Source organism: Neobacillus sp. PS3-34 (genome assembly GCF_030915465.1).
Taxonomy (GTDB): Bacteria; Bacillota; Bacilli; order Bacillales; family Cytobacillaceae; genus Neobacillus_A.
Genome location: NZ_CP133267.1, coordinates 3485284 through 3498222, shown reverse-complemented (window position 1 = coordinate 3498222; position 12939 = coordinate 3485284). Strand labels below are relative to the sequence as shown.

Below are 12939 nucleotides of genomic sequence, written 5' to 3'. Positions count from 1 at the left end.
AACATTGCACCTCCAAATGCAAATCAAGTGACATATATCCCAATTTTATAGCAGGAACAGTCTTTGTACAATTCTATCTTATTTGAAAATGTGTGTCTAATAATAGTTCCTGCCGGTTCCTATTGTTAGTATCAATTAAAGCGGTTCTCTTTATGAATTGGAATAAAAAATAAAACTTCGGCCCGCCCTTTATCAGCAAGCCGAAGCTAAAAGATTATATCGTTTCTTTTTTTGACAGTTCGATCGATGCGGGGATGATTTTCGGTTTTTGAAAATCCCTGCTAAGCGCTGCCTCAAACACTTCATTTAGATGGCTAACGGTAATAATATTTATTCCGTCTATTTCGTTTAAGATGGACTGCATGTTTTCTGCCGGAATAATGACTGTCTTTGCTCCAGCTTTTTTAGCAGCCTTTACTTTCGGATAGACTCCTCCGATTGGTTTAACATTGCCATGTATACTTATTTCACCGGTCATCGCTACCTTATTGTCAACCGGAATTTTGTAAATAGCAGAGTAGATTCCTGTTGCCATAGCGATACCTGCTGAAGGGCCATCGATCGGAACCCCACCCGGGAAATTAACGTGTATGTCAAATTCATCAGCCGGTACTCCCATAGATCGAAGGACAGTAATAACATTTTCAATGGAACCACGGGCCATGCTTTTGCGGCGGATTGATTTACCTTGTCCGCCAATGCTTTCTTCTTCAACAATCCCGGTAATATTAATGGATCCTTTCTCTTTTGCCGGAATAACAGTAACCTCAATCTCGAGCAGCGCTCCGGAGTTTGGCCATAAACAGCAAGCCCATTGACCAGTCCAATGCATGGAATATCATTAATATTCCGTTCCATCCTTGGCGTCATCTGGCTGGAGTGGATTACCCATTCAATATCTTCATCTTTTATATAATTTCTGTCTTCTGTGATTGCTAAGCCTGCTGCCGTCTGAATCAAATTAACTGCTTCCCGTCCATTTCTTGCATAGTTGGACAGGGTGTTCAAGCCTGTTTCATGAATGATAAGATTTACCTTATCAGCCGCTTTCTTTGCGACGGCTGATATTTCCTCCTGGGAAAGCTCCCGGAAAAAAACCTCCATACAACGGGAACGGATTGCCGGTGGAATTTCATTCGGTGTCCTTGTTGTCGCTCCGATTAATCTAAAATCCGCTGGAAGGCCATTTTTAAAAATATCATGGATATGAGTTGGAATTTGTGTATTTTCTTCATGATAATAAGCACTTTCGAGATAAACCTTCCTGTCTTCGAGTACTTTTAAAAGCTTATTCATCTGGATTGAATGCAACTCGCCAATCTCATCAATAAATAGCACACCGCCATGTGCGTTTGTTACTGCCCCTTGCTTTGGCTGCGGAATTCCGGCCTGCCCCATGGCACCAGCACCCTGGTATATTGGATCATGAACGGATCCAATCAGAGGATCGGCAATTCCCCTTTCGTCAAAACGGGCTGTGGTTGCATCCAATTCAATAAAAACAGATTCCGATTTAAATGGCGATTTCGCGTTTTTTTTCGCTTCCTCCAATACCAGCCTTGCTGCAGCTGTTTTCCCTACTCCGGGAGGGCCATAGATTATGACATGCTGCGGATTGGGTCCGCATAAAGCCGCTTTTAAAGCTTTAATGCCATCACTTTGTCCAACAATATCATTAAAACTTGATGGCCTGACTTTTTCAGATAAAGGCTCGGTCAATGAGATTGATCTCATTTTTTTGAGCTGTTCCATTTCTTTTCTCGATTCTTTGTCAATTGATATTTTTTGGGTTCTCTGGTTTCTCAACAAATTCCAGAAATACAGCCCAATGACAATGCCAAAGAAGAGCTGTATAAATAAGGCGATCCCAGTCCAACTCATCCTATTCCCTCCTGAAATAAATACATCTCGTTATCTGTTAGTATTTCCTTTCAAGAGTTGGAATAAACAAGAAATTCATTTTTCTTAACATAACAAAGAAAGTATTAAACCAAGTACTAGAACTTTCCTAAAAATCGAAAACTGGCGGATGCCAGGCCTTTGTATTACGCTGATGTTTTTCTTTCCTCTTCTACCACTGTTCCATCCTCTAAAACAAGCTTAGGAACACTGTTATCTGCAACTGTTTCTTTTGTAATAATACACTTTGTAATATCATCGCGAGAAGGAAGGTCAAACATTACATCAAGCATGATTCCCTCAATGATAGAACGGAGACCACGTGCACCTGTTTTCCGTTCAATCGCTTTTTTCGCGATTTCTGTTAATGCTTCCTCTTCGAATTCTAATTCTACATCGTCAAGCTCAAGCATTTTTTGATATTGCTTAACAAGTGCATTTTTTGGTTTTGTCAGAATTTCAATTAATGCTGATTCATCAAGCTGTTCAAGGCTTGCAATCACTGGAAGGCGGCCGATAAATTCAGGAATCAGCCAAATCTCAATAAATCTTCTGGAAGAACTTTTGAGAGCAATTCTTTTTGGCTGATATCAAGCTGTTTTACATCTGAACCGAAACCGATTACCTTTTGGCCAAGACGCCTTTTGATGATTGGTTCAATACCGTCAAATGCTCCACCGCAGATAAATAGAATATTCGTTGTATCAATTTGAATAAATTCCTGGTGCGGATGCTTCCTTCCACCTTGTGGTGGTACACTTGCTACTGTACCTTCAAGGATTTTTAGAAGCGCCTGCTGCACTCCCTCACCTGAGACGTCCCTTGTAATAGAAGGATTTTCAGACTTGCGGGCAATTTTATCGATTTCATCGATATAGATAATGCCTTTTTCGGCTTTTTCAACATCGTAGTCAGCAGCCTGGATTAATTTCAATAAAATATTTTCCACATCTTCCCCAACGTAACCTGCTTCTGTTAATGAAGTGGCATCTGCAATAGCAAACGGAACATTTAGGATGCGCGCCAACGTTTGGGCAAGGAGCGTTTTACCGCTTCCTGTAGGCCCTATCATCGCGATATTGCTTTTTGAAAGCTCCACATCATCTATCTTGCTGTTGGAATTAATGCGTTTATAGTGATTGTATACAGCAACGGAAAGCGATTTCTTCGCCTGTTCCTGGCCAATAACATATTCATCAAGGATTTCACGGATTTCCTTTGGTTTAGGAACATCCTTAAATTCTACTTCTTCTTCAGTGCCTAGCTCTTCTTCGACTATTTCAGTGCAGAGCTCAATACACTCATCGCATATATATACACCTGGTCCGGCAACTAGCTTGCGCACTTGGTCCTGTGTTTTTCCACAGAATGAACATTTTAATTGCCCTTTTTCATCATTAAATTTAAACAATACTTTCACCCCTCGGAAACGTTTAAACAATATTTAAAGTTGTGGATCACCAACAAAACGGCTTAAATAAGAGCTTTTTTCAAAATATTTCAGCGTTATGTATTGCATTGTAACACATTTAGGCAATGGACTGGAAATGATAACTCTCAAGCAAATTTCTTTTTTGCCGCCCTTATTTTCGCTTTGCTGCTTTACCAGCAGATATGTACTCATTAAGCTTAACCATTATTTTCACTATTAAGTCGTATGTATGTGTTTTAAAAATATTTTCTAGCACTTGTATGTATTTCCAGTCCGTATAACGTGAGCCTGTTCTTATTATAATATGTATTTGCCAAGATGTATAAAACAAGGCACGATAAAATCGTGCCCTGCCATTAATAAAAATTATTTTGTCACAGTTTTTTTGTTTTCAATAAGGAAGTCGACAGCCTTCTTCAATTGAAGATCCGTTTTAACTCCATCAAGTCCGCCAAGTGCATTGATAATGTTAGCTGGAGTCATGTTGTACTGTTCAGCCATTTTATCAACTTCTGCCATAACGTCATCTTCAGTAACCTCAAGGTTTTCAGCCTTTGCGATTGCTTCAAGAGTAAGGTTATTGCGAACACGGTTTTCAGCTTCTTCTTTCATCTGTTCGCGAAGGGCATTTTCGTCCTGGCCAGAGAATTGGAAGTAAAGCTCAAGGTTCATACCTTGCATTTGAAGACGCTGTTCAAATTCCTGCATCATACGGTTAACTTCTGTATCAACCATTACAGCAGGGATATCGATTTGTGCGTTTTCACCAGCTTTAATTACGACAGCATCACGAACGTGGTGTTCAGCTTCATGCTTTTTGCTTTCGTCAAGGCGATTTTTAATCTTAGACTTTAATTCTTCTAAAGATTCTACTTCGTCATCAGCATCTTTAGCAAACTCATCATCAAGTGCAGGAAGTTCTTTTGTTTTAATTTCATGAAGAGTCACTTTGAATACTGCAGGCTTTCCAGCTAATTCTGCTGCATGGTATTCTTCTGGAAAGGATACTTCAACGTCTTTCGACTCTCCTGCTGAAACTCCAACTAACTGTTCTTCGAAACCAGGGATGAATGAACCTGAACCTAATTCAAGTGAATAGTTTTCAGCTTTTCCGCCTTCAAAAGCTTCTCCATCTACGAAGCCTTCAAAGTCGATTACTACTGTATCACCATTTTCAGCTGCGCCTTCTTCTTTAACAACTAGTTCAGCGTGGCGCTCTTGAAGAGATTTTAATTCTGCTTCAACTTCTTCATCAGTTACATTTGTATCAAATTCTTCAACTTCAATGCCTTTGTACTCGCCTAATGTTACTTCAGGCTTAACTTGTACAGTTGCTTTGAAGATCAATTCTTTTCCTTGTTCCATTTGCTCGATATCAATTTCAGGACGGTCAACTGGCTCGATGCCTGTTTCGTCAATTGCACCTGAATATGCTTCTGGAAGAAGAATATCAAGAGCATCCTGGTATAATGATTCCACACCGAAACGCTTTTCGAACATTGCGCGTGGCATTTTTCCTTTACGGAAGCCTGGAACGTTTACTTGCTTTACAACCTTTGCAAACGCAGCGCTTAAGCCTTCGTTTACTTTTTCCGCGCTTACTTCAACTGTAAGGACTCCGCGGTTTCCTTCTAATTTTTCCCACTTTACTGACATACCGTTTCCCTCCAACAATCTATTCTCATTTTCATTCGTACGAATTAATATGAATACGTCTTGTCACTCAAGCCAATATCCACTTTTCATGTAAATATGATTTTTCACACATTACAACCCCTACATTATATCATAGGTTTATTTTCTTTCAACAGCCAGGACTAAATTATCGGATAAGAAATTTCTTCAAATTCCTTGATTCTTGCCCCAGCCACTCTCATTTCTTCCTCAGTCACCCCATATTGGCCGGGAACTCCGGAAGTATCCTCCTCCATCCCGTGATACTCAAGAGCAGTCAAATGGAAGGCAGCTGCCCAAACCTCAGCCTTATTCGGATCGAGAAGAAAGGGATAGGCAATAAAAAAATATCTTTCAACTAGGCTTTTAGTATTTTCAAATAAAATTGGATCGTTATTTTCGAGTCTGGTGCTCAAATGGTTAATGATATCTTTCATTCTTTCCTGGGCGTAAACCTCTGGCAGCTCTGCCGGAATGAAGGAATCCTCAATGCCCAATTTCTTAACTAGTACTTCTCTGTCATACTCTTGTTCTTTTAATATATTTAACAGCATCGTTTTTAAAAATGGATGTCCCGATTCGGCATTCAAATATGCCTTAATATCGTGTATGTATGGGCGTATGTTTTGATTGGCCAGCTTGGAAACGAGCAGCAGCTGCTCTTTAGGGTCCTGCAGAGAAAAAAGGTTAAGCTCCAATGGAGATTCATTCTCAAGCGGTATCCCTTCTTCCATATCGGATTTATTTTCATTCTGCCGGCTTCCTGCCATCCTTTTGGTGAATTGCAGAATGGTTAGAAAATGGTCATATTTCTCCGGTGGAATCTCCTTTTCATCAAGGAGGGCCTCTATCGTAGCAACGATTTCATCATATTCATGGAGCTGGATCAATATGGTCAGGTATAGATCAACCATTTGCAGATAATCTCCAATTCCGTGATGCAGCATTTCCTTTGATAGAATTTTGGCCTCCTCAAGCCTGCCAGCTTCAAAATATGCTATTACAAGACCTATTAAAATTTCACCATTTTCCGGGTCAAGCTCTTTTGCTTCCTCTAGAAGGCGGATGGCCTCTTTAAAGTTTTTCATTTGCAGACATTCAAGGCCCTTCTCTGTCAGCCTTTTTTCTAGTTCGGGAAAGAAAATGACATTATCCTTTTGTTTTATTCGATCCCGTTTTTTCATCGCAGTTACCGTCCTTAAGCATATTGTTGAAGAATAGTGTAGCATGTAAAAAGATAAAAAACAAAAATACAGCTAGGAAGCAGCTAAAAAAGCAGAACAAAAGGCGCAAGCGCCCTGGTTAGCCCCGACACGCATAAGACGAATCACGCAGGAAATCCTGATTTCTGGAGTGATTTGGCTTATGACCCCGAGGGGCTGGGCGCTGGAGCTAGATTAATACAACTGGTAGAAGTCATCCACTTCATTCAATTTTATAATTTCCTAAACGACAAAAAAAGCCTGCCTCATTCAAGGCAAGCTTTGTAAGTTATGTAATTTAAAATGGCGTCCCAGGAGAGATTCGAACTCCCGACCGCACGCTTAGAAGGCGTGTGCTCTATCCAGCTGAGCTACTGGGACAAGATTATAAATATTAATTTTTATCGACTCACAAAATATTAAGCGTTATCCCGTCCTGATCTCAGAAAGATCATTCAAGCAGCAGTTCGATCATTACGCTGAAGCAAATACAAGAAGATTACTCGATCGAGCTGAGCTACTGGGACAAGATTAATTTGTTAATGACTCAGTTATTTATTTGTTAAAGACAAGTTTTATTATATTAGGCTAATTTATAAAAGTCAACAACAAGTTTTATATTTTTTAAAAATACAGGAGAAGGCAACTTACCTTCCCCGTAATTATATGCAGAAAACTACTGATTAGGCAGGGAAAATTCCCTATACAAATCATTTATTTCTTTGCCATCAATATCGAACACCGACAGAATTATTTTTCTATCGAGAAGCTCTAAAATCATATACGTTTTTTCGACTCTCCTCCGCGGCAGGCGGATGCTCCCAGGATTAAGAAAAAGTGTTCCTCCGGCTTCTTCTGCTCCAAGTATATGGGAATGGCCAAAGCAAACAATATCGGCCTTCAATTCTTTTGCACGGTAATGCAGGCCCATTAGAGACGTTTTAACTGAATGATGGTGGCCGTGAGTGATAAAAATCTTGTGTTCGCCTAAAGCCACCGTTGTTTCATCTGGATATCCTGCCTCGTAATCACAATTTCCCCTAACAACCGTAAATCCCTTTATCGCAGCATCGTCCGCCATCAGCTCTGAATCTCCGCAATGGATCATTAGATCTGTTTCGTTTTCATGCCTGGCCTTTATCTGCTGCAATTCATCTGTTAATCCATGGCTGTCGCTGACTATCAACATTTTACTCATGAATGATCGGCTCTTTCGAGAATTGAATCGAACTTTCTGTCCAGTTCTTTTAATGCATTCGCCCTGTGGCTTATTTTATTCTTCTCTTCTGAAGAAAGCTCCGCCATTGCTTGTCCTTTTTCAGCGACAAAAAATACCGGGTCATACCCGAATCCATTTGTCCCACGGCGTTCGCTTAGGATTAACCCTTCACAGGTGCCTGAAACCGTAACTGTATCCATACCTGGAGTTGCAACTGCAAGAGCACAATAAAATCTTGCGGTCCTGCCCTTTTCAGCAACACCCTCAAGTTCTGCCAAAACTTTGTCTATATTTGCCTGATCATCCTTCGGCTCACCTGCATACCTCGCTGAATAAATTCCCGGCCTTCCATCTAGTGCATCGACGATTAAGCCTGAATCATCGCCTATCACCATCTTATCAAGTTTTTTTGCAATTGCTTCCGCCTTGATGGCCGCATTTTCTTCAAAGGTACTTCCTGTTTCCTCAATATCACCGATTTCTGGATAATCGAGAAGTGTCTGAACTTTTATTCCCTTGGGTGAGAATATTTGCTCAAACTCCATTGCCTTCCCCTTGTTTTTGGTTGCGATAATAACTTCCTTCATCCTTATTTCCCTCCGTGCTTTCTATTTTCGTCTATTTTTCTTGCAATATCAGCACCGAGAGCTCCTCTTTGGAATTCAAAAAGCTCCATTAAACCTTCCTGGGCTGCTTTTAATAATTCTTGAAGCTGCCCGTATGAAAAAGTAGACTCCTCACCTGTCCCCTGCAATTCAACAAACTCACCGCTGCCTGTCATAACAACATTCATATCAACCTGTGCTTTCGAATCCTCAATATAATTCAGATCAAGAACTGTTTCGTTGTTTTCCAGAATGCCTACACTAGTAGCCGCAAGATAATCCTTAATAGGGAACCTAGAAAGTGACTTTTTCTCTCCAAGCCCATTTAATGCGACAGCCATTGCAACAAATGCTCCTGTAATCGATGCTGTCCGTGTGCCTCCATCTGCCTGAATCACATCGCAGTCAATCCATATGGTTCTTTCACCGATCGCCTCGAGATCAGCCACAGCCCTTAAGGCGCGACCGATCAAACGCTGAATCTCCATTGTTCTTCCGGAAACCTTTCCTTTCGAAGACTCCCTTATATTTCTTTGACCTGTTGCTCTAGGCAACATTGAATATTCAGCCGTAATCCAGCCTTTCCCTTCTCCTCTCATAAAAGGCGGAACCCTTTCTTCTATGCTTGCTGTACAAATCACTTTTGTGTCACCCACAGAAATTAGGACTGATCCCTCCGGATGCATTAAAAAATTTGTTTCTATATGTATTGGTCTCAACTGTTGTGCTTTTCTGCCATCCACTCGCACCAATTTTCCTCCTCATCACTTGAACTTCCCTGCTTTTTCTGCTGGGAAATTAATCGAAATTTTTTCCAGACCAATAAATAAGAGGCACCTTAAGCCAACCTCTTTCATTGTCACTATATAGTATAACAAAATAAATTTTTAATATCTAAAAACTACCCGTATTTACTTTTTCAGGGCGTGAGACTGGTTCTGTTAATTTTTTACCCTGCTCGTTTACCAGTTCGGCTTTTCCGTTTACCTGAACGGCAACACTATTGATGCCCTTTTGCTCTGTTAAAGATAAAACCAAGGCTTCAAGCAAATGCTGGGAAATGATTTTTTCTTCGTAACTTCCAAAGACCGATTCATTGAAATTCAATGTTACCTGCCCTTTATTTTTATCCACTTTAGGAGCTTCCAAGAGCTTAACATTTGGCATGAAATCAGATACTAAATCGGACTTTTGGTTTGGCCTTTTACCAGTTCATTCACAACAGCAGAAATGTTGTCTGTTTCATTGTTGCTGACCCTGCGTGTTACCGGCACATAATAATACGCGCCTTCCTTGCCCCCAATATAATAAACGGTTAGGGGTTTTGTATTCATAATATCCAATACCTCAGAGGTATCGATGTTAATACCGCTTGCTCTCGAAAGATTTTCGCTGATTGGCGTCCCTTTTACCGGCATTTCTGTCAAGTCATGGCCGCCCATCTTCATTTTGACCTTTTTCACAGTATCAAACTGTGTCAATGTCCAGGTGACAGACTGTAAAATTTTTAATTCATCTTCTGGCTGGTAATTCTTAAATTCTTTTGAAAAATCTACGGATGCCACCCCATCTTTAATAGCTACAGAAACCTGTGTGTCTGCCGGAAGCACCGCCCTGAATCCGTTCGGAAGAATTTCTGAAACCGGACCATTATCTACGAGGTATTCCAGGGCCTGTTTCGCTACAGATTCTGTCTTCGGAAGGGAAAGTGTCTGAGGGACAACATAACCATCTTTATCGATCAAATACAGCTCAGTTTTAACTGTTTCTTGGGCATTTTCTTTTGCTGTAGTCGCTGTGCTGCTTGTCTTTCCTTTATCTTTTGTATAAGTAACACTTTTTGGCGGGTCAATTTTTTGCTGGGTTTCTGAACTAAACATTCCACAGCCGGACAGTAGGACAGAAGAAACCAGAACGGCTGAAACAATGGTTGTTGTTTTATTTTTAGACATATAAATCCCTCCTGAGACAGTTTGTACTACATGTATACGAGCCTGTTTCATTTTTAGACCGATAAGGAAGGATTTTTAGGACATCTTATATAATATTTTCTTAGACAAATTAAGACAATTTGTCTAAAAAAAAGGGGGTTTTCGCAAAGATTGTTGTTTTCTGAAAAAATTCTAATATTGAGTTTGTACCGAATTCCTCATATTCAGACTCAATTACCTTTGCATTCATCAAATCTGTCCGAATTCACCTCTTATTCGGACTCGAATGCCCTTGGGTTTGGTCTTCATCGGTGTCATGAAGACTATTTCCACTATTCAAAAAGGTGGTTTGAGTCTTCATCGGTGACACGAAGACCATTTCCACTATTCAAAAAGGTGGTTTGGGTCTTCATCGGTGTCATGAAGATCATTTCCACTATTCAAAAAGGTGATTTGGGTCTTCATCGGTGTCATGAAGACCATTTCCACTATTCAAAAAGGTGGTTTGGGTCTTCATCGGTGTCACATTCTTCTCTGATTCGGACTCGAATGCCCCTGATGTCATCCAACTTGTCCGAAGGCTCCTCTAAGTGGGCACAAATTATTACAGAAGCAACAAAGTTTACGAAAAGAGCAAAAAAAAATATCGCGGCTCTAAAAGCCGCGATATTCCTTCAATTTCCCAATTTAATCGTTTCTACATTATTGATGTTTCTCCCAAGCCATTGAGATGCAATTTTTGAGAAGATGGCGTGTGATCCTGTTGTGAAAAATTCATGGATTGGATCGTCCTCTGCTTCATTTAACATCCCATTATATTGAAGAATCGTACTGATTTCCCGAGCGGTTTCGTCTCCGGAGCTTATCACACTTACCTCTGGGCCCATGAATTTTTTAATTAATGGCTCGAGCAGAGGATAGTGGGTACATCCTAAAATCAAGGTATCCAAATTTTGATCTTTAAGTGGCTCCAGTGACTCTTTTACGATTTTTTCTGCGAGGCTTCCCTCATATTCCGCGCTCTCAACAAGTGGCACAAACTTGGGGCAGGCGAGGCTCGTGACAAATAGCCGGCTATTCAAAGCTTTTAAAGCTTTTTCATAAGCACCGCTTTTAACCGTTCCAATTGTCCCAATAACACCAACCCTATAGTTATTGGTTTTTTTAATAGCTGCCCGCGCTCCAGGAAAAATAACCCCTATTACAGGAATGGATAATTCCTTTTGAATTTCTTCAAGGACAGCAGCTGTTGCTGTATTGCAGGCAATGACCAACATCTTAATATTTTTTTGGACTAAAAATGTTGTCATCTGCCATGTGAATTTTTTCACTTCTAATTTAGTCCTTGGTCCATATGGACATCTGGCTGTATCTCCAAGATAAATAATCTTTTCTTTTGGCAGCTGCCTCATCATCTCTTTAGCAACGGTAACGCCGCCAACACCGGAATCAATTACTCCTATTGGTCGTTTCAAATTACTCTCCTCATTCTTCACGCATTTCAAGATGCAATTTTGTTAAGTTATTCTGCAGAACCTGGATTTCTTCTGATGAAAAGTTTTTAAGAACCTCCTGCAGGTATCCCTGCCGTTTCTTAATTACTTCACCTATAATCCGTTCACCCTCATCTAGCAGATGAATTCGCACTACACGGCGGTCATTTGGATCCTTAACCCTCATGACGAGCTTATTCTTTTCCATTCTGTCGACAAGGTCGGTAGTAGTACTGAAGGCAAGGAACATTTTATTGGAAAGCTCTCCTATTGTCATATCCCCATCCTCAAACAGCCACTGCAAAGCCACAAACTGGGGAGGTGTAATAGTATAAGTGCTTAAAAGTTCTCTTCCTTTTTGCTTGATAATACCGGATATGTAACGTAAATCCTTCTCAATATCAGCCACAATGTCCTTATTATTTCGTTTCAGATCCTCAGCATTCATTTTTTACACTCCTAAATGGCACTTTCGCTGTTTCATTATGTTAATAGATCATTTATGGGCAACAGTGCAAGTTTTTGCATTTCCCTATTGTTCTTATTTTCTACCTTTTTCGGCAAAAATTCAAGAGCCGAAATATACCGGGGTATTAAAAAATCTTCGCCGCCCCAAAAAAGGATGCCGGTCAAGATTATAGTTCTAGCTCTCCCATTCTGAGGAGCTCTACAACAGCTTGTGAACGCCCCTTTACACCAAGCTTTTGCATCGCATTTGAAATATGATTTCGAACCGTTTTTTCGCTTATAAATAAATCACCAGCGATTTCTTTCGTTGTTTTATCTTGTACTAACAGTTCGAATACTTCTCTTTCACGTTTGGTGAGTAATGGCTTGTGCGTGTATTCATTCTCCTTCAAGTATTGTAACCCTCCTTGCCTTCGCCAGTTATGAATTGTGGGATGGGTATATATTTAGTCACCATATCATATGTCAGCGCAGTAATCGGAGTGACTATATTTGCATACAGGAGAATGAATTAAAAAAAAATGTGCGTTTTCCTTATAATTATGCCCTAATTGCCTTTTGTTCCATGAACAGCTTCCGCATTTCATCCGTCCATGGAACCCCTTTACCAGTCCTAGAAGAAATCTGCACGATAGTTCCCCTGCCAACAAAGCAAATGTCTCCATCTTCCCTCTTACCCATATAATGAAGATCTGCAGAGGAATTTCCAACGCTTTCGGCTTTTACGTAGATTTTAAGTTTTTCATCATAATAAACCTGTTTTAAGAAATCGCATTGAAGATTCGCTACAACAGGTATAGTTTTACTATCTGGCTTTACCCAGTCCTGCATAAAACCAAGGCTCTTAAAATACTCGATTCTCGCTTCTTCAAAATAAGAAAAAGGCACAGTATTATTTAAATGCCTAAACATATCCGTATCAGAAAAACGCACTTTCACCCGGTAATAAAACTGAAATTCATCTTCCCATCCGTTAATTTCCTTGATGTAATCTATTCTGTTCATTTGTCTCTCTC

At 40.2% G+C, this 12939-nt stretch carries 9 protein-coding genes, 1 tRNA gene and 3 pseudogenes; all 13 read right to left on the bottom strand.

The window, feature by feature from the left end:
• Positions 1 to 214: 214 nt before the first annotated feature.
• The 13 genes and pseudogenes from lonB to RCG23_RS18015 all read right to left on the bottom strand — a co-directional run bounded on the left by lonB (position 215) and on the right by RCG23_RS18015 (position 12928).
• Positions 215 to 1881: pseudogene (lonB, locus tag RCG23_RS18075) on the bottom strand (ATP-dependent protease LonB).
• 164 nt (positions 1882 to 2045) lie between these two features.
• Positions 2046 to 3310: pseudogene (gene clpX / locus RCG23_RS18070) on the bottom strand (ATP-dependent protease ATP-binding subunit ClpX).
• Between the two features lie 387 nt (positions 3311 to 3697).
• Positions 3698 to 4987, bottom strand: a complete 1290-nt coding sequence (gene tig / locus RCG23_RS18065) for a trigger factor (RefSeq protein WP_308176805.1) — start codon at positions 4985 to 4987, stop codon at positions 3698 to 3700.
• A 161-nt stretch (positions 4988 to 5148) separates the two neighbouring features.
• A complete protein-coding gene (locus RCG23_RS18060; protein WP_308176804.1) occupies positions 5149 to 6189 on the bottom strand; it encodes a tetratricopeptide repeat protein in 1041 nt (346 codons plus the stop codon).
• Between the two features lie 322 nt (positions 6190 to 6511).
• Positions 6512 to 6588 (bottom strand) — tRNA-Arg (locus tag RCG23_RS18055).
• Positions 6589 to 6883: 295 nt separating this feature from the next.
• Positions 6884 to 7405 (bottom strand): metallophosphoesterase, encoded by a 522-nt coding sequence (locus RCG23_RS18050; RefSeq protein ID WP_308176803.1) that lies wholly within the window; start codon positions 7403 to 7405, stop codon positions 6884 to 6886.
• On the bottom strand, positions 7402 to 8013 hold the full coding sequence (locus RCG23_RS18045) for an XTP/dITP diphosphatase (protein ID WP_308176802.1): 612 nt from the start codon (positions 8011 to 8013) through the stop codon (positions 7402 to 7404). Before RCG23_RS18045 ends, RCG23_RS18050 begins: the two co-directional genes overlap by 4 nt.
• Positions 8014 to 8015: 2 nt before the next feature.
• Complete coding sequence (rph, locus tag RCG23_RS18040) at positions 8016 to 8780, bottom strand: ribonuclease PH (RefSeq protein ID WP_308176801.1); 765 nt, start codon at positions 8778 to 8780, stop codon at positions 8016 to 8018.
• Between the two features lie 145 nt (positions 8781 to 8925).
• Positions 8926 to 9983 (bottom strand): annotated as a pseudogene (locus RCG23_RS18035) (GerMN domain-containing protein).
• A gap of 653 nt (positions 9984 to 10636) precedes the next feature.
• Positions 10637 to 11437 carry a glutamate racemase gene (gene racE, locus RCG23_RS18030; protein ID WP_308176800.1) on the bottom strand — a complete coding sequence of 267 codons (801 nt, stop codon included), beginning with the start codon at positions 11435 to 11437 and terminating at the stop codon, positions 10637 to 10639.
• 10 nt (positions 11438 to 11447) lie between these two features.
• Positions 11448 to 11903: a MarR family winged helix-turn-helix transcriptional regulator gene (locus RCG23_RS18025; RefSeq protein ID WP_308176799.1), complete on the bottom strand. Its 456-nt coding sequence runs from the start codon at positions 11901 to 11903 to the stop codon at positions 11448 to 11450.
• Positions 11904 to 12090: 187 nt separating this feature from the next.
• Positions 12091 to 12315: a helix-turn-helix domain-containing protein gene (locus RCG23_RS18020; protein ID WP_308176798.1), complete on the bottom strand. Its 225-nt coding sequence runs from the start codon at positions 12313 to 12315 to the stop codon at positions 12091 to 12093.
• A 148-nt stretch (positions 12316 to 12463) separates the two neighbouring features.
• Positions 12464 to 12928, bottom strand: a complete 465-nt coding sequence (locus tag RCG23_RS18015; RefSeq protein ID WP_308176797.1) for an acyl-CoA thioesterase — start codon at positions 12926 to 12928, stop codon at positions 12464 to 12466.
• Between the last annotated feature and the right edge of the window lie 11 nt (positions 12929 to 12939).

What these genes read in the sequence shown, in the direction of transcription:
- RCG23_RS18025 (WP_308176799.1), bottom strand. Translation starts at nt 11,903, where the DNA reads ATGAATGCTGAGGATCTGAAACGAAATAATAAGGACATTGTGGCTGAT.
- RCG23_RS18060 (WP_308176804.1), bottom strand. Translation starts at nt 6,189, where the DNA reads ATGAAAAAACGGGATCGAATAAAACAAAAGGATAATGTCATTTTCTTT.
- RCG23_RS18050 (WP_308176803.1), bottom strand. Translation starts at nt 7,405, where the DNA reads ATGAGTAAAATGTTGATAGTCAGCGACAGCCATGGATTAACAGATGAA.
- tig (WP_308176805.1), bottom strand. Translation starts at nt 4,987, where the DNA reads ATGTCAGTAAAGTGGGAAAAATTAGAAGGAAACCGCGGAGTCCTTACA.
- RCG23_RS18045 (WP_308176802.1), bottom strand. Translation starts at nt 8,013, where the DNA reads ATGAAGGAAGTTATTATCGCAACCAAAAACAAGGGGAAGGCAATGGAG.
- RCG23_RS18015 (WP_308176797.1), bottom strand. Translation starts at nt 12,928, where the DNA reads ATGAACAGAATAGATTACATCAAGGAAATTAACGGATGGGAAGATGAA.